Source organism: Streptomyces rectiviolaceus, assembly GCF_039533825.1.
GTDB classification, from domain to species: domain Bacteria; phylum Actinomycetota; class Actinomycetes; order Streptomycetales; family Streptomycetaceae; genus Streptomyces; species Streptomyces rectiviolaceus.
On sequence record NZ_BAAAUG010000076.1, the window covers coordinates 1 to 21,549 of the forward strand.

General features: G+C 70.0%; 21 protein-coding genes. 11 read left to right on the forward strand and 10 right to left on the reverse strand.

Translation table 11 applies throughout. The annotated features are described in order from the left end of the window. Positions 1-123 precede the first annotated feature (123 nt). The 5 genes from ABD378_RS21315 to folE all read left to right on the forward strand — a co-directional run bounded on the left by ABD378_RS21315 (position 124) and on the right by folE (position 6,145). Entirely contained in the window at positions 124-1,242 is a 1,119-nt protein-coding gene (locus ABD378_RS21315) for a zinc-dependent metalloprotease (protein ID WP_344522532.1), read from the forward strand. 236 nt (positions 1,243-1,478) lie between these two features. Beyond that, positions 1,479-2,588: a tRNA lysidine(34) synthetase TilS gene (tilS, locus tag ABD378_RS21320; RefSeq protein ID WP_344522533.1), complete on the forward strand. Its 1,110-nt coding sequence runs from the start codon at positions 1,479-1,481 to the stop codon at positions 2,586-2,588. Between the two features lie 51 nt (positions 2,589-2,639). Beyond that, complete coding sequence (gene hpt / locus ABD378_RS21325) at positions 2,640-3,200, forward strand: hypoxanthine phosphoribosyltransferase (protein WP_135330538.1); 561 nt, start codon at positions 2,640-2,642, stop codon at positions 3,198-3,200. Positions 3,201-3,393: 193 nt separating this feature from the next. Beyond that, positions 3,394-5,418, forward strand: a complete 2,025-nt coding sequence (ftsH, locus tag ABD378_RS21330) for an ATP-dependent zinc metalloprotease FtsH (RefSeq protein ID WP_344522534.1) — start codon at positions 3,394-3,396, stop codon at positions 5,416-5,418. Positions 5,419-5,539: 121 nt separating this feature from the next. Further along, positions 5,540-6,145 carry a GTP cyclohydrolase I FolE gene (folE, locus tag ABD378_RS21335; protein WP_344522535.1) on the forward strand — a complete coding sequence of 202 codons (606 nt, stop codon included), beginning with the start codon at positions 5,540-5,542 and terminating at the stop codon, positions 6,143-6,145. A gap of 28 nt (positions 6,146-6,173) precedes the next feature. Here the strand turns inward: folE and ABD378_RS21340 are convergent, their stop codons facing one another. From ABD378_RS21340 to ABD378_RS21365, 6 genes are all read right to left on the reverse strand, one after another. Beyond that, positions 6,174-6,665, reverse strand: coding sequence for a DUF3180 domain-containing protein (locus ABD378_RS21340; RefSeq protein ID WP_344522536.1), 492 nt, complete (start codon positions 6,663-6,665; stop codon positions 6,174-6,176). Between the two features lie 71 nt (positions 6,666-6,736). Next, the gene (folK, locus tag ABD378_RS21345) at positions 6,737-7,348 is read right to left on the reverse strand and encodes a 2-amino-4-hydroxy-6-hydroxymethyldihydropteridine diphosphokinase (RefSeq protein WP_344522537.1); all 612 of its coding nucleotides are present in this window, start codon (positions 7,346-7,348) and stop codon (positions 6,737-6,739) included. Continuing rightward, positions 7,345-7,704, reverse strand: a complete 360-nt coding sequence (gene folB, locus ABD378_RS21350) for a dihydroneopterin aldolase (RefSeq protein ID WP_160506392.1) — start codon at positions 7,702-7,704, stop codon at positions 7,345-7,347. The genes folK and folB overlap by 4 nt, the downstream gene beginning before the upstream one ends. 132 nt (positions 7,705-7,836) lie before the next feature. Then, positions 7,837-8,364, reverse strand: a complete 528-nt coding sequence (locus ABD378_RS21355; RefSeq protein WP_344522538.1) for a nuclear transport factor 2 family protein — start codon at positions 8,362-8,364, stop codon at positions 7,837-7,839. After that, complete coding sequence (folP, locus tag ABD378_RS21360) at positions 8,361-9,233, reverse strand: dihydropteroate synthase (RefSeq protein ID WP_344522539.1); 873 nt, start codon at positions 9,231-9,233, stop codon at positions 8,361-8,363. The genes ABD378_RS21355 and folP overlap by 4 nt, the downstream gene beginning before the upstream one ends. 30 nt (positions 9,234-9,263) lie before the next feature. Further along, on the reverse strand, positions 9,264-11,147 hold the full coding sequence (locus ABD378_RS21365; RefSeq protein ID WP_386544340.1) for a phosphatidylglycerol lysyltransferase domain-containing protein: 1,884 nt from the start codon (positions 11,145-11,147) through the stop codon (positions 9,264-9,266). Between the two features lie 163 nt (positions 11,148-11,310). On the opposite strand from ABD378_RS21365, the gene ABD378_RS21370 reads away from it, so the two are divergent. Next, a complete protein-coding gene (locus ABD378_RS21370) occupies positions 11,311-12,429 on the forward strand; it encodes an alpha/beta hydrolase (RefSeq protein ID WP_344522541.1) in 1,119 nt (372 codons plus the stop codon). Between the two features lie 4 nt (positions 12,430-12,433). On the opposite strand, the gene ABD378_RS21375 is transcribed toward ABD378_RS21370, so the two are convergent. Beyond that, positions 12,434-13,591: an ABC transporter ATP-binding protein gene (locus ABD378_RS21375; protein WP_344522542.1), complete on the reverse strand. Its 1,158-nt coding sequence runs from the start codon at positions 13,589-13,591 to the stop codon at positions 12,434-12,436. Between the two features lie 132 nt (positions 13,592-13,723). Between ABD378_RS21375 and ABD378_RS21380 the strand changes: the two genes are divergently transcribed. From ABD378_RS21380 to ABD378_RS21395, 4 genes are all read left to right on the forward strand, one after another. Beyond that, positions 13,724-14,452: an ABC transporter permease gene (locus ABD378_RS21380; RefSeq protein WP_344522543.1), complete on the forward strand. Its 729-nt coding sequence runs from the start codon at positions 13,724-13,726 to the stop codon at positions 14,450-14,452. Next, a complete protein-coding gene (locus ABD378_RS21385) occupies positions 14,449-15,129 on the forward strand; it encodes an ABC transporter permease (protein WP_344522544.1) in 681 nt (226 codons plus the stop codon). Before ABD378_RS21380 ends, ABD378_RS21385 begins: the two co-directional genes overlap by 4 nt. A 71-nt stretch (positions 15,130-15,200) precedes the next feature. Beyond that, the gene (locus tag ABD378_RS21390; protein WP_344522545.1) at positions 15,201-16,175 is read left to right on the forward strand and encodes an ABC transporter substrate-binding protein; all 975 of its coding nucleotides are present in this window, start codon (positions 15,201-15,203) and stop codon (positions 16,173-16,175) included. Between the two features lie 152 nt (positions 16,176-16,327). After that, positions 16,328-17,311: a hypothetical protein gene (locus tag ABD378_RS21395; protein ID WP_344522546.1), complete on the forward strand. Its 984-nt coding sequence runs from the start codon at positions 16,328-16,330 to the stop codon at positions 17,309-17,311. Positions 17,312-17,483: 172 nt separating this feature from the next. On the opposite strand, the gene ABD378_RS21400 is transcribed toward ABD378_RS21395, so the two are convergent. Both ABD378_RS21400 and ABD378_RS21405 read right to left on the reverse strand, forming a co-directional pair. Continuing rightward, the gene (locus ABD378_RS21400) at positions 17,484-18,809 is read right to left on the reverse strand and encodes a PH domain-containing protein (protein ID WP_344522547.1); all 1,326 of its coding nucleotides are present in this window, start codon (positions 18,807-18,809) and stop codon (positions 17,484-17,486) included. Positions 18,810-18,823: 14 nt separating this feature from the next. Further along, entirely contained in the window at positions 18,824-19,351 is a 528-nt protein-coding gene (locus ABD378_RS21405; RefSeq protein WP_344522548.1) for a PH domain-containing protein, read from the reverse strand. Between the two features lie 63 nt (positions 19,352-19,414). Between ABD378_RS21405 and ABD378_RS21410 the strand changes: the two genes are divergently transcribed. Then, a complete protein-coding gene (locus tag ABD378_RS21410; protein ID WP_344522549.1) occupies positions 19,415-20,566 on the forward strand; it encodes an NADH-quinone oxidoreductase subunit D in 1,152 nt (383 codons plus the stop codon). Here the strand turns inward: ABD378_RS21410 and ABD378_RS21415 are convergent. Then, positions 20,531-21,502: an SAM-dependent methyltransferase gene (locus ABD378_RS21415; protein ID WP_344522556.1), complete on the reverse strand. Its 972-nt coding sequence runs from the start codon at positions 21,500-21,502 to the stop codon at positions 20,531-20,533. The two genes, ABD378_RS21410 and ABD378_RS21415, sit on opposite strands and share 36 nt — an antisense overlap. Positions 21,503-21,549: the final 47 nt, after the last annotated feature.

Here is a 21,549-nt window from a genome sequence, read left to right on the forward strand (position 1 = left end):
GGTGGGGTGGGAGCGGTGGGCTCGGGGTGTAGGCGTCTCCTGGTGACCCCTACGGGTCCGAAGTGGGGCAATCTCGGGGCTCAACCCCCTCCGCAGTTGGAGCCGACCACGTACCGTTGACGCATGACGAGCATCGGTGGTGCGGAGATGGTCGACTGGAATCTCGCGGTGGCGACCGCGACCCGGCTCGTCCGGCCGGGTCCAGAAGTGAGCCGGGACGAGGCGCGGGCCATCGTCGCCGAGCTCCGGAAGCATGCGAAGTCCTCGGAGGAGCACGTCCGTTCCTTCACCCGGATGGGCACGGAGGACATCCACGACACCCCGGTGCTCGTGGTCGACAGGGCCGGATGGATCCGGGCGAACGTCGCCGGGTTCCGGGAGATCCTCAAGCCACTCCTGGACAAGATGCAGGACCGGCGCAGCGGCCCCGGGGGCGCCGTGCTCGGCGCGGTCGGCGGCAAGGTGACGGGCGTGGAGCTCGGGATGCTGCTCTCCTTCCTCGCCTCGCGCGTCCTCGGGCAGTACGAGACCTTCGCCCCGGCCACCCGCGACCTCCCCGCGGGGGAGCACGGCGGCGGCAGGCTCCTCCTGGTGGCGCCGAACATCGTGCACGTCGAGCGCGAACTCGACGTGGACCCCCATGACTTCAGGCTCTGGGTGTGCCTGCACGAGGAGACGCACCGCACGCAGTTCTCTGCCGTGCCCTGGCTGCGGGACCACCTGGAGGGGGAGATCCAGTCATTCCTCTCCGAGACCGAAGTCGACCCGATGACGGTCCTGGAGCGCATCAGGGAAGCCGCCCAGTCCCTCGCGGGCGGCCGCCCCGAGGGCGAGGAGGACGACGGGGGCCGCTCCATCGTGGAGCTGGTGCAGACCCCCGCCCAGCGCGAGATCCTGGCTCGGCTCACGGCCGTCATGTCGCTCCTCGAGGGGCATGCCGACTTCGTGATGGATGGGGTCGGCCCTGATGTGGTGCCCTCCGTCGGCGAGATCCGGGAGAAGTTCCAGCAGCGCAGGGCCCGTGGGGCGAGCCGCCTCGACCAGGCCCTGCGCAAGCTGCTCGGCCTCGATGCGAAATTGCGCCAATACCGCGACGGCGAGCGTTTCGTGCGCGCGGTCGTGGGCGAGGTCGGAATGGACGGCTTCAACCGGGTGTGGACTTCGCCGAACACGCTGCCCACCAAGTCGGAGATCGCCAAACCGGCGGACTGGGTCGCGCGGGTGCACCGTAAGGGAGAGTGAGGGCACTAAGGGAGCGAGTTGCGGCCGATGGCAGGCGAACGCCCCCGCAATCACCCGTCCGAGGGACCGTGAGCCATGGGTAGGCGTGCAATGCTCGGGGAACGGCTCGGCTCTGTCACCATCGACACACTCTGCGTGACTAACCTCGTGGGATCTGCCTGAGGCCCGATCTCCCGAGTGTGGTCCTGAGTGACAGGTCCGAGGCTCACCCCCGAACTTCATGAAGGGAACCGGACATGGGTCCCCATCCTGCGGTCGCGGCGATACGCCTGGCGGTCCGCCGCGTACTCCACGACGTACTGACCGACGTACAGCGCACCGACGCCCATCGCGCCGACCTACAGCGCCCCGAAGCACAGCGCAGCCCCGAGCACGTCCCCTCACGCCCCGCTCACCCCCACCCTCCACACGAGCAGGCCACGTCGCCACTCGTGCTTGTCGCGTGCTCCGGCGGCGCCGACTCCATGGCGCTCGCCTCCGCCCTCGCCTTCGAGGCCCCCAAGCTCGGTATCCGCGCCGGCGGCGTCACCGTCGACCACGGACTGCAGGACGGGTCCGAGCTGCGCGCCGCCGAGGTCGTCTCGCGGCTCACCGCCCTCGGCCTCGACCCGATCGAGTCCGTCGCCGTCGACGTCGGCCGGGACGGCGGCCCCGAGGCCGCGGCCCGCGACGCGAGGTACGGAGCGCTCGACGCCGTAGCCGATCGCCATGGCGCCGCAGCGATCCTGCTCGGCCACACCCGTGACGACCAGGCGGAGACCGTCCTGCTCGGTCTCGCCCGCGGCTCCGGCATCCGCTCCCTGTCCGGGATGGCGGCCGTGTCCGGCGGCTCTGGGGCCGACCGGCGCTACCGCCGCCCCTTCCTGCACATCGACCGGCAGACCGCCCGCAAGGCCTGCATGGTCCAGTCGCTGCCCGTCTGGGACGACCCGCACAACACCGACCCCGCCTACACACGCTCGCGGCTGCGGCACGAAGGCCTGCCCGCCCTGGAGAAGGCGCTCGGCAAGGGCGTCGTGGAGGCCCTCGCCCGTACGGCCCAGTTGTCCCGGGATGACGCCGACGCCCTGGACCACTGGGCCGCACAGGCGGAAGCCTCCGTGCGCGACGCGGCCGGACTCCTGGAATGCGCGAAGCTCTACGCCCTGCCGCCCGCCGTACGCCGTCGCATCGTGCGCCGCGCGGCCATCGATGCGGGCGCCCCGGCCGGTGCGCTGTTCGCCCGGCACCTCGAAGAGGTCGACCGGCTCATCACGGGCTGGCGAGGCCAGGGGGCCATCAATCTCCCGGGCAAAGTCGTCGCTCAGCGCCAGGGTGGCAGACTGGTGATCCGGCAAGGCTGTTGACCGAGGGGTCCGTGGGCCCCACGCAGCCGGTGTGACGGACGACCGAAAGTGATGCGGGTGGACGCGAAAGACATGGGCACCGACCTTCAGTCGGTGCTCATCACCAAGGAAGAGATCGACGCGAAGCTGGCTGAGCTGGCCGCGAAGATCGACGCGGAGTACGCGGGCAAGGACCTGCTGATCGTCGGAGTGCTCAAGGGTGCAGTGATGGTCATGGCGGACCTGGCGCGTGCGCTGTCCACCCCGCTCACCATGGACTGGATGGCCGTGTCGTCGTACGGCGCGGGCACCCAGTCCTCCGGTGTCGTGCGGATCCTCAAGGACCTGGACACCGACATCAAGGGCAAGCACGTCCTGATCGTCGAGGACATCATCGACTCCGGTCTGACGCTGTCCTGGCTGCTCTCCAACCTCGGCTCGCGCGAGCCCGCGTCGCTGAAGGTGTGCACGCTGCTGCGCAAGCCCGAGGCGGCCAAGGTCGCGATCGACGTGGAGTGGGTCGGCTTCGACATCCCGAACGAGTTCGTCATCGGGTACGGCCTGGACTACGCGGAGAAGTACCGCAACCTGCCGTTCGTCGGCACCCTCGCTCCGCACGTCTACGGCGGCTGATCCCCGGCCCTCCCGGCCAACTCCTCGGAGGCGGCCGGGAACCCTCACCCGTTTCCCGGCGTTGAAGCATGCGAAGACGGGTTTGTCAGCCGTCCCGTGCGGCTTCGGGTGACAATGCTGGGGTACCGTCCGAAGAACAGTCTTTATCAAACTCACTATGGCAGGAGGGACGGGGCGTCATCGCTCCGTATGGATGGACGTGAAGCGATACTTCCGTGGGCCAGTCATGTGGATCGTGCTGGCCGTCCTTGCCGTGGTCGTGTTGATGCAGGTCGTCGGTTCGTCCGGCGGCTACAAGACGGTGGACACCGGCCAGGTTGTGCAGGCGATCAACGACGACAAGGTCGAGTCTGCCAAGCTCACCACCGGTGACGAGCGGACCATCAAGGTCGAGCTCAAGGACGGCCAGAAGGTCAAGGACAGCAGCAAGATCCAGGCGAGCTACATCGGCGACCAAGGCGTCGCCATCGCCAACACCTTGCAGGAGAAGTTCGAGGACAAGAAGATCCCGGACGGTTACACCGTCTCGGAGTCGAAGCAGAACCCGTTCGTCGGCATCCTGCTCTCCCTGCTCCCCTTCGTACTCATCGTCGTTGTCTTCCTGTTCCTGATGAATCAGATGCAGGGCGGCGGCTCCCGGGTCATGCAGTTCGGGAAGTCCAAGGCCAAGCTGATCACCAAGGACACCCCGAAGACGACGTTCTCCGATGTGGCCGGATCGGACGAGGCCGTCGAGGAACTCCACGAGATCAAGGAGTTCCTCCAGGAGCCGGCGAAGTTCCAGGCCGTCGGGGCCAAGATCCCCAAGGGCGTGCTCCTGTACGGGCCGCCCGGTACGGGTAAGACGCTCCTCGCGCGTGCTGTCGCGGGTGAGGCCGGCGTTCCCTTCTACTCGATCTCCGGTTCCGACTTCGTCGAGATGTTCGTCGGTGTCGGTGCCTCGCGTGTGCGTGACCTCTTCGAGCAGGCCAAGGCGAACGCCCCGGCGATCGTCTTCGTCGACGAGATCGACGCCGTCGGCCGGCACCGCGGTGCCGGTATGGGCGGCGGTCACGACGAGCGTGAGCAGACGCTGAACCAGCTGCTCGTCGAGATGGACGGTTTCGACGTGAAGGGCGGCGTCATCCTGATCGCCGCCACGAACCGCCCCGACATCCTCGACCCGGCACTCCTGCGCCCCGGCCGTTTCGACCGTCAGATCGCGGTCGACCGCCCGGACATGCAGGGCCGTCTGGAGATCCTCAAGGTTCACCAGAAGGGCAAGCCGGTCGCCCCGGACGTCGACCTGGGCGCGGTCTCCCGGCGTACGCCGGGCTTCACGGGTGCCGACCTGTCGAACGTGCTGAACGAAGCGGCGCTCCTCACGGCGCGCGGCGACAAGAAGCTGATCGACAACCACGCACTGGACGAGGCGATCGACCGCGTCGTGGCGGGTCCGCAGAAGCGGACGCGGATCATGTCCGACAAGGAGAAGAAGATCACCGCGTACCACGAGGGCGGACACGCCCTGGTCGCGGCTGCGTCTCCGAACTCGGACCCGGTCCACAAGATCACGATCCTGTCGCGCGGACGGGCCCTGGGTTACACCATGGTCCTGCCCGAAGAGGACAAGTACTCGACCACGCGCAACGAAATGCTCGACCAGCTGGCGTACATGCTGGGCGGGCGCGCGGCCGAGGAGCTCGTCTTCCACGACCCGACGACGGGCGCGGCGAACGACATCGAGAAGGCCACCGCGACCGCGCGGGCCATGGTCACGCAGTACGGCATGACCGAGCGGCTCGGCGCGATCAAGTTCGGTGGCGACAACACCGAGCCGTTCCTGGGCCGCGAGATGGGTCACCCGCGCGACTACTCCGAAGAGGTCGCGGCGTTGGTCGACGAAGAGGTCAAGAAGCTCATCGAGACCGCGCACAACGAGGCCTGGGAGATCCTCGTCGAGAACCGCGACGTTCTCGACAACCTGGTCCTCCAGCTCCTCGAGAAGGAGACGCTCAACAAGGAGCAGATCGCCGAGGTCTTCGCAGGCCTCGTGAAGCGCCCGGCCCGTCCGGCGTGGACCGGTTCCTCGCGGCGCACGCCCTCGACCCGCCCGCCGGTGCTCTCCCCCAGGGAGCTGTCACTGACGAACGGTGCGAACGGCGCGACGCCCGCGGTGACCGCGGGTCCGACGGAGACGCCCATCGAGGTGACCAAGGAGGATCGCCCCGAGAGCTGATCCCCGGCCGCCACAGCAGGCCCGGAATGGAAGCTGCGCCCCCCTGGTTCTAGCCTGGGGGGCGCAGTTTTTTCGTACGTACTGACGCACTGATGCGTGGAACGCTAGGAACGAGGCACACATGACCGACCCCGTGACGCTGGACGGCGAGGGCACGATCGGCGTGTTCGACGAGAAGCGGGCCGAGAACGCCGTGCGCGAGCTGCTGATAGCGGTCGGGGAGGATCCGGACCGCGAGGGCCTGCGGGAGACTCCTGGCCGCGTGGCCCGCGCGTACAAGGAGATATTCGGCGGTCTGTGGCTCAAGGCCGAGGACGTCCTGACGACGACGTTCGATCTCGGCCACGACGAGATGGTCCTGGTGAAGGACATCGAGGTGCAGAGCTCCTGTGAGCACCATCTCGTGCCGTTCCACGGCGTCGCGCACGTCGGCTACATCCCGTCGTCCGACGGGAAGATCACCGGCCTGTCCAAGCTCGCCCGCCTCGTGGACGTGTACGCGCGCCGTCCGCAGGTCCAGGAGCGGCTGACCACGCAGGTGGCGGACTCCTTGATGGAGATCCTCGAGCCGCGCGGTGTCATCGTGGTCGTCGAGTGCGAGCACATGTGCATGACCATGCGCGGGGTGCGGAAGCCGGGCGCCAAGACGATCACTTCAGCGGTGCGCGGGCAGCTGCGCGACCCCGCGACGCGCAACGAGGCGATGAGCCTGATCATGGCGCGATAGCGACAGCGATGGCGACAGCGCCGGCGGTCTACACCGCCGCGGCCGTCCCGCCGTTCTCGTCCTCGTTCTCGTCCTCGGGGAGCTTGCAGACCCGCTCCAGGAAGAAGGCGGCCGCTATCACCGCGATGCCCGCCACGAGCGAGAGACCGGCGTAGATCGCCTGGTCGCGGCGGGACGGGACGTCCAGGTACTCCAGGAGGAAGGCGCCCGTGCCGCCGTACATCCCGGCGACCAGGGCGGCGACCAGCGCGCTCGCCTGGCCGAAGACCACGGCGCGCGCGGCCATCATCGGCTCGACGCCCTTCGCCCCGGGGCGCCGCTCGCGCTGGGCGCGCAGCCGGGAGCGCAGCGAGAGCGCCGTGGCAAGCAGCACCACGGCGATCACCGCGAGCACGATGGGCGCGGCCAGCGGGACCCGCGGGAGTGTGCCCACGGAGTCCCACAGCCGGGCGCCCGCCCAGGACAGCACACCGGCCACCACGAAGAGGCCGGCCAGTGTCCTGATGCGCAGCTGCTTCACGGATGACCCTTCATCGCTTCGTCGTCGTACGGATCCGCTTCTCGTCGTGCGGGTCCGATAGACCCTAACGATTACTCGGGCAGGCGGAGTTCCAGGTCGACACGGGGCTTGACGCCATCGCGGGTGACCTTGGCGAGCAGCTCGGCGACCGGGCCGCGTCCTGCCAGCTGCGCCTCGGGCTCCACGTCGTGCCAGGGGGCCAGGACGAAGGCACGTTCGTGCGCGCGCGGGTGGGGGAGCGTGAGGACCGGGTCGTCCGAGACGACGTCGGCGTACGCCACGATGTCGACGTCGATCGTGCGGGCGGCCCAGCGCTCGTCCCGTACGCGGTGGAAGGCCTCCTCGATCGCGTGTGCCCGCTCCAGGAGCGAGGAGGGCGGCAGGGTCGTCTTCACCACGACGACCGCGTTGAAGTACGACGGCTGGGTGCCCGGCTCGACGCCCCAGGGCTCCGTCTCGTACACCGGAGAGACTGCCTTGACGCGCAGGCCGGGGGTGTCCTCCAGGGCGTCGATCGAGCCCTGCAGCGTCTCCAGGCGGTTGCCGAGATTGCTGCCGAGGGAGAGCACGGCGCGTTTGGGGTTGGAGAGGGTGGTGTCGGCGGCGTCGACCTGCTCGACCACGGCGGTGGGCACCGGCTGGACGGTCGGGTCGCTCTGCCCTTGCGTGGAAAACGCGGTCATACTCGGCTCCGGGTGATGGTGACGGTCACATCGTCGAAGGGGACGGTGATCGGGGCGTCCGGTTTGTGGACGCACACCTCGACCTCCAGGACTCCCTCGTGCTTCAGACACGTCTGGGCGATGCGCTCGGCGAGCGTCTCGATGAGGTCCACCGGATCGCCTTCGACGGCGGCCACGACCTCCTCGGCCACGACGCCGTAGTGCACGGTCTTCGCCAGGTCGTCGTCGGCGGCGGCCGCACGGGTGTCCAGGCCAAGGACCAGGTCCACGATGAAGGTCTGGCCCTCTTCGCGTTCCCGCGGAAAGACACCGTGGTGCCCACGGGCCTTGAGGCCGCGCAGCGCGACACGATCCACGCGAATCACTCCTGCAATCGTCGTTATCGGCGGCCTGCACCGAGTGCGGTCGGCACACCAGCCTCGATCGAATCTACCTGCGAGCACTGACAGTCCTCGCCCGCGGGGGCTCCTGGAACGGCCCCTACCCACTCAGGAGGGTGAGTCCTCGCCCTCTTCGTCGTCGGTTTCGGCGAGTACGGGTGAGGCGTGGTGCGACCAGAGCTTCCATCCGTCGACTGTGCGGCGGAACACATTGGTGGCGACCACGAGCTGGCCGACGAGCGGGCCGAGTTCGCCGCCGGCCTCGGGGGGCGGGCCGCCGCTGAGGATGTTCTCCGTGCAGGTCACCAGGGCGGTGTCACCGGCGACCCCGACGTGCACATCGGTCAGGAAGAACTGGATGTACTCGGTGTTCGCCATGATCAGCGCGTACGACCTGAGCACCTCGCCGCGGCCCGTGAGGACCGGCCAGCCGGGGTGGACGCACGAGATCGCGGGCTCGTCGCCGTCCTCGGCGACGTCCTCGTCGTCCCGGCCGTCGAGGTCGGCCGGTTCCGGAGCGGCGTCCGTGTCCAGCCAGAGGTCGGAGAGCTCGTCGAAGTCGCCGCGCTCCAGTGCTTCGTAGAAGGCCGTGTTGGCCAGCTCGACCTGCTCCACGTCGGTCCTGGCCGCGGTCACTGCGGGCCGCCTGCCGCGCTGGTCACGGCGTGTGCGACACGGACGGCGTCGGCGGTGGCGCGCACCTCGTGCACGCGGACGGCCCAGGCGCCCTGGTGGGCGGCGATGGCGGAGACCGCGGCGGTGGCGGCGTCGCGCTCGCGGGCGGGCGGCGGAGCGCCCTCGGGGCCCGCCAGGACGCGGCCGAGGAAGCGCTTGCGGGAAGCGGCGACCAGGATCGGGTGGCCGAGCTCGCGGAGGCGGTCGAGGCGGGCCAGGAGCGCCAGGTCGTGCTCGACGCCCTTGGAGAAGCCGAGGCCCGGGTCGATGACGATGCGCTCGGGGGCGATGCCGCCCTCGATGGCTGCCTCCACGCGTGCGTGGAGCTCGTCGACGACTTCGGAGACCACGTCCTCGTAGACGGGCTTGGCGTGGATGTCGGTGAGGAAGCCGCGCCAGTGCATCACCACGAAGGGTGCACCGGCGGCGGCGACCGCGGGGACCATGCGCTCGTCGGCGAGGCCGCCGCTGACGTCGTTCACCAGGACGGCGCCCGCGGCGAGTGCCTGCTCGGCGACGGTGGCGCGCATCGTGTCCACGGAGACCGTCACGCCCTCGGACGCGAGGCCCCGCACGACGGGGACCACGCGCCGCAGCTCCTCGTCCTCGTCGACGCGCGGGGCGCCGGGACGGGTCGACTCGCCGCCCACGTCGACCAGGTCGGCGCCTTGGGCGAGCAGGTCGATGCCGTGTTTGACGGCAGCCGTGGTGTCGAACCAGCGGCCCCCGTCGGAGAAGGAGTCGGGGGTCACGTTCACGACCCCCATGACCGCACAGCGGCCCCACTCCGGCAGCCCCTCGACCGATCCCCGCCCGCGCAACGTACTCATGCCTCCAGCCTAGGCCCGTGCGGGCGGGCTCTATGCCGCCCGGACCTCGCGCTCTGCCGCGCGGTGCGGGCAGGGACGGCGCTGCGCGCTCCCCCGGCGCAGGAAACGGGGCAGTGCGAGGGTGACGAAGCCCTCGGCCTGCATGGCGGCGAAACCGATGCGGGGGAGGTCCTTGGAGGAGCGGTAGACGACGAAGCGGGGCTCCCAGCGGGGGCGGAACTTCGCGTTGAACTTGTACAGGGACTCGATCTGGAACCAGCGGGAGAGGAAGACGAGCAGGCCCCTCCAGGCGCGCAGGACGGGGCCCGCGCCGATCTTCTCGCCGCGGGCGAGTGCCGCGCGGAACATCGCGAAGTTGAGCGAGACACGGGCGATGCCGAGCTTCGGCGCGGCCTGCAGCGCGGCCACGATGAGCAGCTCGTTCATGCCGGGGTCGGCCGCGCGGTCGCGGCGCATGAGGTCCAGGGAGACGCCGTCCTTGCCCCAGGGGACGAAGTGGAGGACGGCCTTGAGGTCTCCGTAGGGGCCCGGTTCGGCGTCTGCCTTGTGGGCGGTGGCGATCAGACAGTCGCCGTCCCCGGGGTCGCCGATGCGGCCGAGCGCCATGGAGAAGCCGCGTTCGGTGTCGGTGCCGCGCCAGTCGTCGGCGGCGCGCTGTATCCGCTCCAGTTCGCGCTCCCCGAGGTCACGCACGCGCCGTACGCGCGTCTCGTAGCCATTGCGCTCGATCCGCTTGACCATCTGGCGTACGTTGCGCATCGCACGCCCGGACAGGGAGAAATCCACGACATCCACCACCGCCTCGTCGCCCAGTTCGAGGGCGTCAAGGCCGGTCTCCCGGGTCCAGACCTCGCCGCCCGTCTCGGAGCAGCCCATGACGGCGGGCGTCCAGGAGTGGGCCTTCGCCTCGTCCATGAAGCGTTCGATGGCGCCGGGCCAGGCCTCCACGTCACCGATCGGATCGCCGCTTGCGAGCATCACTCCGGAGACGACGCGGTAGGTGACCGCGGCCTTGCCGCTGGGGGAGAAGACGGCGCCCTTGTCGCGGCGGAGCGCGAAGTGGCCGAGGGAGTCGCGTGCGCCGTGCTTGTCGAGCAGGGCGCGCAGCTTCGTCTCGTCGTCCTCGGTGAGGTGGGCCGCCGGGTGTTCGGGCCGGAAGGCCAGGTAGATGGTGGTGATCGCCGTGAGCAGGCCGAGTGCGCCCAGTGAGTAGGCGACCGTCCAGGACGTGCGTCCGTAGTAGTCGACCGGGCCCTCGAAGCCGAACAGGCCGTACAGGACGTGGGCGAGGCGCTCTGTGATGCCCGGGTCACCGATGACCTTGCCCGGGTGGGCACTGACGATCACGAGGCCGAGGACAATGGAACCGGCCCCGAGGAGCACGAAGTTGGCAAGCGCCCGCCAGCGGCTGCGCGGGTCCGGCAGCGCGGCGAACTCACCCCGATGGCGCAGCAGCAGCGTCAGGAGGGCGAGCGAGATCAGTACGCCGATGACCGAGTGCCGGTACGCGAACTGCGCCACGGCACCGGCCGGGAGCAGCACCACGGCGGCCCGCCAGGCCCGCCGCTTGTGGCGGCGCAGGCCGTGTGCGAGCAGCAGCAGGAGGACGCCGGAGCTGAGCGCGAGCGCGGCGGCGAAGGGGCCGAGCGCGCCGGGCAGCACCTCGGCGATCGCGTGCATGCGGCTGTGCCGGAAGCGCGGGAAGACGCCTGCCGCTACGTTCAGCAGGCCCACGAGGGTGCAGGCGCGGGCGACGAGGGTGGGCACGGCCTCGGGGCGTGGGCCGCGGAGCAGTCGGCTGAGTCTGCTGTGGCTGCCGTCACGGAGCCCGCCGGTACGGCGCCGACCTTCGGGGCGGCTGCCCTCACTGTCCGGAACCGCACCTGACATTTCCGCATCTATCCTGACAGACATCGCATCCCGTGGTTCTGCGAGAGACCTTGATTCCGGCACCAAAACGGCATCCGGCGACATTGCGCCCTCTAGGACGGTCCTTCTGGGGCTCGGGTTCACTCCCGACCGGAAAACCGCTGGAAAAGAACGACGGAACAGGCAGAAAGCGCAGGCAGAACACCCCATGGGTCTGACGAGTAACAAGCTTCTCGCGTTGGCGGTGGTCCTCGCCGTCGTGCTGTTCATCGGCACGGTCTGGTTCTGGCCGCGCCTGGCCCGCCAGAACTGGCGGACCGTCAGCGGCCGTATCGGGCTCCTCATCGCCACCCAGCTGGCGATCTTCGCGTCGGTCGGTCTCGCCGCCAATCAGTCGTTCGGTTTCTACGCCACGTGGGCGGACCTTTTCGGCCAGGAGACGAGCCCCGGTGTCGTCGTCGACCACGATCCCGCCAAGGGCGAGACACCCGTCGACGTGCGCAGCACCCGGCCCGTGAACGTGCCCGGCGGCGGCAGGCCTTCGACCGGCGGCCAGATCCAGAAGGTCGTCGTCAGCGGGAAGGAGGCGGACATAGCGAGCCCCGCCTACGTCTACCTGCCGCCCGAGTACTTCCAGCCGCGGTACAAGAAGCGCACGTTCCCCGTGTCCGTGGTCCTCACCGGCTATCCCGGCACCGCCGAGGCGCTGATCAAGGGCCTGCACTACCCGCAGACCGCCCATGAGCTGGCCAGGCGGGACAAGATGCAGCCGATGATCCTGGTCATGATGCGGCCCACCGTGGCGCCGCCGCGGGACACCGAGTGCGTGGACGTCCCCGGTGGCCCGCAGGCCGAGACGTTCTTCGCCAAGGACCTGCCCGGTGCCATCTCCGAGCACTACAGGACGGGCCGGACCGCGGGGAGCTGGGGTGTCATCGGCGACTCCACGGGCGGCTACTGCGCCCTGAAGCTGGCCATGCACCATCCCGATGTGTACGCGGCCGGGGCGGGCCTCTCCGCGTACTACAAGGCGCCCATCGACGTCACGACGGGCGATCTCTTCCAGGGCGACAAGGAGTTGGAGCAGCGCGCCGACCTCATGTGGTACCTCGATCACATGCCGGCGCCCAAGACGTCCCTCCTTGTCACCACCAGCAAACAAGGAGAGGACAACTACGGCGACACCGAGAAGTTCATCGGCAACGTGAAGTCGCCCACCAGGGTCTCCTCGATCACGCTCGACAGCGGCGGGCACAACTTCAACACGTGGCGCCGGGAGATCCCCGCGACGCTGGAGTGGATCAGCGGGCGGCTGGACGGCAAGTAGGGCCTCAGTCCCCGGCGATGGCCGTGATGGTCTCCAACTCGACCTCCCCGCGCGCGATGTCCCGCGCGTCCGCGGCCGTCGACCTGCGCAGTGCCTCGTGCAGCCGGGCCGGGGTCAGGACGCCCAGGAAGCGGCCCTCGCTGGCCTTGTCGATGACGGCGATCCAGCCCGCGTCGTGCTGGAGCATCGTCGCGAACGCCTGCTTCAGGGTCGCGCCCACCGGAAGCCACGCCTCCATGCGGCGTGCGTGGTCCCGGACGGTCCCCGGGCCGCCGTGCGCGTGCTCGGCGGAGATCCAGCCGTGCAGGTTGTTCTCGCCGTCCAGGACGACGGCCCAGCGGGCGGTGAGCTTCGCGGGCAGCGGGTCGTCCAGGTGCAGGACGGGCGGCTGCTCCAGGTCGCCCTCCTCGATGGGCGTCACGGAGAGGCGCTTGAGGCCGCGGTCCGCGCCGACGAAGTCCGCCACGTAGTCGTTGGCCGGTGCGCCCAGGATCGTCGACGGGGTGTCGAACTGCTCGATGCGCCCGTCTCCGTAGACGGCCATGCGGTCGCCCAGGCGGACCGCCTCCTCGATGTCGTGCGTGACGAAGAGGACGGTCTTGCGGACGGCCTGCTGGAGGCGGAGGAATTCGTTCTGCAGGTGCTCGCGCACCACGGGGTCGACGGCGCCGAACGGCTCGTCCATCAGGAGCACGGGCGGATCGGCCGCGAGAGCGCGGGCCACGCCCACCCGCTGGCGCTGGCCCCCGGAGAGCTGCTCGGGGTAGCGGTCGCCGAAGATGGCGGGGTCGAGGCCGACCAGGTCGAGGAGTTCGGCGGCGCGCTCGCGGGCCTTGCCGCGCTTCACGCCGAGCAGGTGCGGGACGGTCGCCGTGTTCTCCAGGACCGTTTTGTGCGGGAAGAGGCCGACCTGCTGGATGACATAGCCGATCCGGCGCCGGAGTTGGACCGGGTCGATGGTGGATATGTCGTCACCTTCGACGTATATCCGGCCCTCGGTCGGCTCGATGAGACGGTTCACCATCTTCATCGTCGTCGTCTTGCCGCAGCCCGACGGGCCGACGAGCGTGACCAGTTCGCCCTCGGCGACCTCGAAGGACAGGTCGTCGACGGCGGTGGTGCCGTCCTCGTACCGCTTGGTGACGTGCTCGAACCGGATCATGATTCCCCATTGTTGCGGGCGTTGTGTAAAGCCCATGTTGCGCCAGTACGACGAGTCTCGGCGATTGTCGGTGCTCCGCGTTAGGGTCGCCAGGCGGCCTCAGGAATCGGGACTCGGGGGGAGTGGGGCGGGATGAGCGAACAGAACTGTCTGGTGACGAACGACTGGATCTGCGGGGAGTACGTCCGCTCCCGCAGCCAGGAGTTGATCGACGCCACCGTGCAGCACGTGGGCATCACCGCGGCATCGGTCGCCATCGGTGTCGCCGTCTCGCTGCCGCTCGCACTGCTCGCCCGGCGCTGGCGCTTCCTCGCAGGACCGATCCTCGGCGTGACGACCGTGCTCTACACGGTGCCCTCGCTCGCGATGTTCTCGCTCCTGCTGCCCTTCTTCGGGCTCTCGGCCTCGCTGGTCGTCACGGGCCTCGTGCTGTACTCCCTGACGATCCTGGTGCGGAACATCCTGGCGGGGCTCCAGGCCGTGCCTCAGGAGGCACGGGACGCGGCCAAGGGGATGGGGTACGGCCCGCTGCGGCTGCTGTGGGAGGTCGAACTGCCGCTCGCGCTTCCCGCGTTGCTCGCCGGCGTGCGCATCACCACGGTCTCGACGGTGGCGCTGACGACAGTCGGTGCGATCGTCGACTACGGAGGCCTGGGATCGCTGATCCTCGACGGCCTCGACACGACCTTCAAGGCGCAGGTGCTCACCGCTTCCGCGCTCTGCGTGCTCCTCGCCGTCGTCGCCGACCTGCTCCTGCTCGCGCTCCAGCGGTGGCTCACGCCCTGGACGCGCGTCCGCCGTATCCGTACGAACCGTCCCGCCCGCGCGGAGCGCCCGGCCAAGGTGGCTGAACCTGCATGAACGCGATAACCGGCGCGTACGACTGGCTGACCACGGCCGCCAACTGGCAGGGCGAGAAGGGGGTGTGGCACCGGCTGGCCGAGCACCTCTACTTCAGTGGTGTGTGCCTCGCTGTCGCGTGCCTGATCGCGCTGCCGATCGCCCTGTACCTCGGCCACATCGGCAAGGGCGGCGCCCTCGCGGTGAACATCTCGAACGTCGGCCGCGCGGTGCCCACGCTCGCGGTGCTCGTGCTGCTCACGCTCACCCCGCTCGGCGAGCACGGGGACATGCCGACGCTGATCGCGCTCGTGCTGTTCGCGGTGCCGCCGCTGCTCACGAACGCGTACATCGGGATGCGCGAGGTCGACCGGTCGGTGGTGGAGGCCGCGCGGGGGATGGGCATGAGCGGCCGCCAGCTGTTCGCGCGGGTCGAGCTTCCCCTGGCGTACCCCTTGATCATGACTGGCGTCCGGTCGGCAGGCGTGCAGGTCGTGGCCACGGCGACGCTGGCCGCGATGGCGGGCGAGGGGGGCCTGGGCCGGATCATCACGGCCGGGTTCAACCTGCAGAACACGCCTCAGGTGGTGGCGGGGGCGCTGCTCGTGGCGCTGCTCGCGCTCTTCGTGGAGGTGGTGCTCGTCGTGGTGGGCAAGGTCTTCAATCCCATGCGAGGGCGCTCGGGGGTCGCGCAGTGATCTCCGAGCGGCAGTTTCCAGTGTTTCCCAGGGCTTTCGTGTCCCATGGCTTTCGAAATGGTGGTTCACCGATGAACAGCACAACGCGTCGCGCGCGACGGATGGCAGGGGCGGCCGCGGCCGTCGTGGCGCTGACTGCGGGGCTCACCGCGTGCGGTGGGGACAGCCTGGAGAAGGACGGCAAGGGCGGCTCGGACAAGGCGGGCGACAAGGGCAAGATCGTGGTCGGTTCGGCCCGCTTCACCGAGCAGAAGGTGCTCGCCGAGCTCTATGTCGGAGTGCTCGAGGACGCCGGATACGACGCCGAGGTCAAGACCGTCCAGAACCGCGAGGTCTACGAACCCGAGCTGAAGAAGGGCGCGATCGATGTCGCTCCCGAATACGCGGCGACGCTCGCGGAGTTCCTCAACCTCGGCAAGAACGGCCCGAAGGCGAAGCCGGTCGCTTCGAATGATGTGGACGCCACGGTGGCCGCGCTGAAGAAGCTCGCCGAACCGCGCGGCCTGAAGGTGCTTCCGGTGGGTGAGGCGGTCGACCAGAACGCGTTCGCGGTGAGCAAGGAATACGCGAAGAAGCACAAGCTCAAGGCGCTTTCGGATCTCGGTAAGTCCGGCGAGAAGGTCAAGATCGCCGCGAGTGATGAATGCGAGTCGCGGCCGTTCTGCGCTCCGGGACTGAAGAAGACGTACGGCATCGATGTCGCGGGAATCGACCCCAAGGGCGTCGGCACCACGCAGTCCAAGCAGGCCGTCAAGAACGGCACGGACCAGGTGGTGCTGACCACGACCACCGACGCGACGCTCGACAGCTTCGGTCTCGTGGCCCTTGAGGACGACAAGAAGCTGCAGAACGCGGACAACATCCTTCCGGTTGTGAACGCGAAGGACGCGGGCGGCAAGGAGATAGCCGACGCGCTCGGGAAGCTGACCAAGACGCTGACGACGGAAGATCTCGCGGAACTCGACCGGAAGGTCGATGTGGAGCGGCAGAAGGAAGCCGATGTCGCCAGGGACTATCTGGAGTCGAAGGGATTGATCAAGAAGTAGCGCGGCCGAAGCGGGCGTCCTCGAAGTGGCTCGGCCGAAACTGGAGTTGAGTGGCCGAAGAGGATCGGGAAGGGTGGGAAGTCAGCACTATGGCGCTGTCATTTTGGCGGGCGGGGCACCATAGTTCGCCTACGCGCGGTAAGTTTCTGGCCATGCCACGTGGACGTCACCGCCATTCCCCACCCTTGCACAGGCTGCTTCCTCCCTCGACGGTCGCAGGCCTCTCTCTTGTCTGCGCCGGCGGCGCCTGGCTGTTCGCGGAACCCATCGTGCTCCGCGGCCTCGCCGCGGCCGCGGCCGCCGCTGCCGTCGTGGGCTCCGTCGTCATGCGTCGCTGGGACCTGGCGGCCGGTAAACAGGTCGCTGAGCTGGGCCGGGCCCGCAAGAGCGACGAGTGGCGCTACGAGGAACGGATAGCCGAGTGCGAATCCGACCTCGACGAGTCCCGCGAGCTGCGGGGCCGCCTGGAGACGAAGCTGCGGTCCAAGCGGGCCGAGCTCGCCGCCCTGCGGAACGAACACGCGGCGCTGCTGCGGCGGTACGCGACGGCGGAGACGGAGCGGGCGAGCGCGCTTGAGGGGCGGCGGCTGCTCGCCATCGAGGCGTCCGCTCCGGCGAAGGCCTTGCCGCCGGCCCCTGCTCGCGCGGAGTCCCCGGCTCCCGTCGTGCGCCCGGGGACGATCGCGCCTCCGTCGTTGTACGACCGGGCGAACGCGGCGCTCGACCGGCTGACACCGAAGCCTTCCCCCGAGGGCGGGGCTCCCCGCCGGTGCGCGGACGGGGACGAAGCGCGGGGGAAGCCCGGGGCGGCCGAGGGGTACGGCGGGCATGAGCGCGCGGTCGCCGTCGCGCCGCCCACGCAGAGGCGCCGCCAGGCCGCCCAGGGAGGCTTCGACTTCTTCGGTACGAAGAGCGAGGCGACCGCCGGGGCGCTGGAGGCCGTACAGAACGTGGACCTCGCGGACGTGGTGGGCGAGGAGGCACTCGCCGTGCACAAGGCGGAGGCCGAGGCGGAGTTCAAGAAGGCGCCCGAAGGCGATGCCGAGCGGGGCGTGGGCCAGGTCATCGACCTGACGGCGCATGACGAGACCGAGCAGATCGACGTGGCCGAGCTGCGGACGGCGTTGCGGGCGTAGGCGGGCCCCTGGGCCTTGGCTGCCGTCATCACCGGCTTTGCCGGGCTCGTCCTCAATCGCGTACGGGGTCTGGGGCGGAGCCCCCGCCAGGCCCGGGGCGCAGGCACGCCACGCGGCGGAGCCGCGAATGTCACAGTCGGGAAGGGGCGGGTCGGGGAAGAAGCCCTTCTCGTCACGCCATCCAGCGGTCCGGACGCGCCGTCCTTCGGCCCGTGCGTGACCGGTCGGCCTGCGCCTGAAGCAGCGCGACAGCCTCCCCAGAGGGACGAAGTCGAGCCGTCACTGTCTTGTTCGCCCCCGTGTCGACCTGCACGTCCGCCACCCCCTTGAACCGCTCCCAGGGCCCCTGCGTGAGCCGCACGCTCTGCACCTTCGCGTGCGGCACCAGGGACAGGCGGCGGCGCAACAGGCCGTGCCGAGCCGCGAACACCGTGTCCGTCACCGCCAGGCCGTACCCCTTCCACCACACCGGAAGGCACCACGCCGCCCGCGCGGGAGGGCGCACCAGCTCGGCCGCGTCCGGCACCCGGACGCCCGGCAGGATCCGGGCGATCACGGACTCCGCGACTTCCCGCGACGCGACCGGCACCAGGACGGAGTTGGAGGAGCCCGCCACATCCAGCTCCACCCGCACCCAGCCACGCCGCCGCCACAGCCACGGCTCCACGACGCGCACCGTCTGCACCCGCCCCGGCGGCACCGTCTCGTGCGCCTTGTCGAGCAGCCCGTGGTCAATGCGCAGGCCGTCGGGGGACTCGCCCACCTTCCAGTCGTACTCCCCGATGAACCGCCCCACACTGCTCGCGAACGCGCCGCCCAGCATGGGCAGGCCGGTCGCGAGGACCGTCCACAGGTTGTGGGTGGCGAACCACAGGAAGGGCGGCACGATGAGCGTGGCGACGAGCATTCCCCACGTCGTGCCGGTCAGCACCAGGGAGATCGCGAGCATGCGCGGCTGTACGTGCACCAGGTTGTTGACCGGCGCCTCACCGACCTCACGGGCCGTCTCGGGCGCGAAACCGGCCGCCCGCGCGAGGAGCTCGGCCCGCAGGACGGAAGCCTCCTCCTGGCCCAGATAGGCCAGTTCGTCCTTCTTCTCCGTCCCGACGACGTCCAGCTTGAGCTTGGCGACGCCCGCGATCCGGGCCGCGAGGGGCTGCGTCACGTCCACCGCCTGGAGCCGGTCGAGCCGGATGTGCGCGGTGCGCCGGAAGATCAGGCCGGTGCGGATGCGCAGTTCCGTGTCCGTGACGGCGAAGTGCGTGAACCACCAGCTCATGAAGCCGTAGAGGGCGCCGCCCAGAAGGACGACGGCGATTCCGGCGAGCAGTTGGGTCACGGCGAGCTCGGAGACCCTCCGCTGTGTGCCGCTCGGGTCGTGCACCGCGAAGCCCACGAGAACCGCGACCGGCGCCCAGGCCCGGCGCAGGGGCGTGACGGGGTGCAGACGCCGCTCTCGCACCTGCTCGGTGCCCGGGGCGTGTTCTTCCCCCGTCACCTCCTGTACGCCGCTCACAGCCCCGCCGAGCGGGCCTCGCCCAGTTCGGTGAGCCGGTCGCGCAGCCGCTCGGCCTCCTCGGGGATGAGGCCGGGGATCCGGGCGTCCGTGGCCGCGGCCGCCGTGTGCAGCTGCACGCTGGCCAGGCCGAAGTGCCGCTCCACTGGCCCCGATGTCACCTCGACGAGCTGCATCCGGCCGTACGGGACGATCGTTTCCTCGCGCCAGAGCACGCCCCGGCTGATCAGGAGGTCGTCGGACCGCTCGGCGTACCGCCAGGAGCGCCAGTTGCGCCCCAGCATCGGCCAGCCCCACGCCACGAAGGCCAGCGGAACGGCCGCGAAGGCCGCCCACGCGGGCTCGGTGAAGATCCACAGGAGTACGCCGACGGCCGCCGCGAGCGGCACCAGCCACACCACGAGGAGCAGCCGCCGCATGCGTAGCAGCCCCCTTGGCAGCCCGGTCCACACCGGCTCCGCCGCTGACTGTCCCGGCTCTGCCGGCCGTGCCGGTTGTGCCGGTTGTGCCGTCCCCGTTTCCATGCCTCAAGCCTACGTAGCCGGCGTAACAGTCGCGTATGCCCGCGCGTACGAGAGAATGCGCGCATGAGCCCCACGACGGAGACCACGCTCGGCATCGGCGGCGCCGCGGAGAGCACCGACATGGTGCTCAACATCGGCCCGCAGCACCCGTCCACGCACGGTGTGCTGCGGCTGCGCCTCGTCCTCGACGGCGAGCGGATCCAGCAGGCGGAGCCGGTCATCGGCTATATGCACCGCGGCGCGGAGAAGCTCTTCGAGGCGCGTGACTACCGGCAGATCGTGGTGCTCGCCAACCGGCACGACTGGCTGTCCGCGTTCTCGAACGAACTCGGGGTCGTCCTTGCCGTGGAGCGGATGCTCGGCATGGAGGTGCCCGAGCGCGCCGTCTGGATGCGCACGCTCCTCGCCGAGCTGAACCGCGTACTCAACCACCTGATGTTCCTCGGCTCGTATCCGCTCGAACTGGGCGGAATCACCCCGGTGTTCCACGCGTTCCGGGAGCGCGAGGAGCTCCAGAACGTGATGGAGGAGATCTCCGGCGGCCGTATGCACTACATGTTCAACCGCGTGGGCGGCCTCAAGGAGGACCTGCCCGCCGGATGGGCTTCACGCGCGCGTGGCGCCGTGGCATCGGTCCGCTCCCGCATGGACGTGTACGACAAGCTCGTCCTCGGCAACGAGATCTTCCGGGGCCGTACGCGCGGCGTCGGCGTGCTCTCCCCGGAGGCGGTGCACGCCTACGGAGTGAGCGGTCCCATCGCACGCGCCTCCGGAGTCGACTTCGACCTGCGCCGTGACGAGCCGTACCTCGCGTACGGGGAGCTCCAGGACACCCTGAAGGTCGTCACGCGCCAGGAGGGCGACTGTCTGGCCCGCTTCGAGGTGCTCCTGGAGCAGACCCACAACGCTCTCGACCTCGCCGACGCCTGCCTGGAGCGGCTCGCCGAGCTGCCGCAGGGGCCGATCAACCAGCGCCTCCCCAAGGTGCTCAAGGCTCCCGAGGGCCACACGTACGCGTGGACCGAGAACCCCCTGGGCATCAACGGCTACTACCTGGTCTCCAAGGGCGAGAAGACCCCGTACCGCCTGAAGCTGCGCTCGGCGTCGTACAACAACATCCAGGCCCTCGCCGAACTGCTGCCCGGCCAGCTGGTCGCCGACATGGTGGCGATCCTGGGGTCACTGTTCTTCGTGGTCGGCGACATCGACAAGTAGCGGGTCCGGAATTCCGACCCGCTGGGTCAGCCAGCCGAAGTCTCCGAGCCCGCCCTCGGCGGTCAGCTCGCCCGCCTCTCCCGCGCGCGTGAGGGCGTGTACGTACGCCACCGGATCGCTGGAGGCCAGGGAGAGCGGCGGGCGGCCACCGCTCACGCCCAGGGCGTGCAGGGCCGCGCGCTGGGCGAGCAGGGCGGCTCCGGGCAGCGCGCACGCGTCGAGCGCCACATGGGCCGTGATGTCGCACGTGCCGTCCGGCACGGGCGCCGTCTCGCGGCCCGCGCGGAAGCCGGTCAGCGTGCCGAAGGGCGGACGCCCGGCGCGGTCGTGCGCGTAGTCGACCGCCACGGCAAGACCGCGCGTCAGTGTCGCCACGGCCGCTGCCCACGCCTCGTCCCTGGGGCGGCCGATCTCCGCGCGCAGGCCCGGCTCCGGGGCGAGCGGCCACCAGCGCGCGAGCCAGGAGGCGTCCGCGCCCTCCACCGTGTCGCCGAGGGATTCGGTTCCGTCGTCCTGTACGAGTACGCGTCGCCCCAGGCCCTCGGGGTCCACCTCGACGACGTCCAGGGGGATGTTGTCCAGCCACTCGTTGGCGAAGAGCAGGCCGGTGACGCCGGCGGGCGGCTGGTCGCGCCACTCGATGCGCGGGTCGAGTCCCGCCGGGCGCTCGGCCCGCTCGACCGCACAGGCACGCGCGCGTGCCGCCACGTCGGCGGGCAGCGCGGCGAGGACGCCCGCGGTCAACTCGCCGCGGCCCGCGCCAAGATCGACGAAGGCCAACTCGTCCGGGTGGTCGAGCGCCTCGTCCACGCGGCACAGCAGCCGGGCCACCGCGCCCGCGAAGAGCGGCGAGGCGTGCACCGATGTCCGGAAGTGTCCCGCGGGTCCTTCGGGGCGCAGATAGAAGCCCTCAGGCCCGTACAGCGCGGCCTCCATGGCCTCCCGCCAGCCACGCCGTACGTCTTGCCGCTCACCCCGGACCT

Excerpts from the sequence above, each read along its gene's own strand:
- ABD378_RS21315 (WP_344522532.1), top strand. The coding sequence starts at position 124 with ATGACGAGCATCGGTGGTGCGGAGATGGTCGACTGGAATCTCGCGGTG.
- tilS (WP_344522533.1), top strand. The coding sequence starts at position 1,479 with ATGGGTCCCCATCCTGCGGTCGCGGCGATACGCCTGGCGGTCCGCCGC.
- hpt (WP_135330538.1), top strand. The coding sequence starts at position 2,640 with ATGCGGGTGGACGCGAAAGACATGGGCACCGACCTTCAGTCGGTGCTC.
- ftsH (WP_344522534.1), top strand. The coding sequence starts at position 3,394 with ATGGACGTGAAGCGATACTTCCGTGGGCCAGTCATGTGGATCGTGCTG.
- folE (WP_344522535.1), top strand. The coding sequence starts at position 5,540 with ATGACCGACCCCGTGACGCTGGACGGCGAGGGCACGATCGGCGTGTTC.
- folK (WP_344522537.1), bottom strand. The coding sequence starts at position 7,348 with ATGACCGCGTTTTCCACGCAAGGGCAGAGCGACCCGACCGTCCAGCCG.
- folP (WP_344522539.1), bottom strand. The coding sequence starts at position 9,233 with ATGAGTACGTTGCGCGGGCGGGGATCGGTCGAGGGGCTGCCGGAGTGG.
- ABD378_RS21365 (WP_386544340.1), bottom strand. The coding sequence starts at position 11,147 with ATGTCTGTCAGGATAGATGCGGAAATGTCAGGTGCGGTTCCGGACAGT.
- ABD378_RS21370 (WP_344522541.1), top strand. The coding sequence starts at position 11,311 with ATGGGTCTGACGAGTAACAAGCTTCTCGCGTTGGCGGTGGTCCTCGCC.
- ABD378_RS21375 (WP_344522542.1), bottom strand. The coding sequence starts at position 13,591 with ATGATCCGGTTCGAGCACGTCACCAAGCGGTACGAGGACGGCACCACC.
- ABD378_RS21380 (WP_344522543.1), top strand. The coding sequence starts at position 13,724 with ATGAGCGAACAGAACTGTCTGGTGACGAACGACTGGATCTGCGGGGAG.
- ABD378_RS21385 (WP_344522544.1), top strand. The coding sequence starts at position 14,449 with ATGAACGCGATAACCGGCGCGTACGACTGGCTGACCACGGCCGCCAAC.
- ABD378_RS21390 (WP_344522545.1), top strand. The coding sequence starts at position 15,201 with ATGAACAGCACAACGCGTCGCGCGCGACGGATGGCAGGGGCGGCCGCG.
- ABD378_RS21395 (WP_344522546.1), top strand. The coding sequence starts at position 16,328 with ATGCCACGTGGACGTCACCGCCATTCCCCACCCTTGCACAGGCTGCTT.
- ABD378_RS21405 (WP_344522548.1), bottom strand. The coding sequence starts at position 19,351 with ATGGAAACGGGGACGGCACAACCGGCACAACCGGCACGGCCGGCAGAG.
- ABD378_RS21410 (WP_344522549.1), top strand. The coding sequence starts at position 19,415 with ATGAGCCCCACGACGGAGACCACGCTCGGCATCGGCGGCGCCGCGGAG.
- ABD378_RS21415 (WP_344522556.1), bottom strand. The coding sequence starts at position 21,502 with ATGGAGGCCGCGCTGTACGGGCCTGAGGGCTTCTATCTGCGCCCCGAA.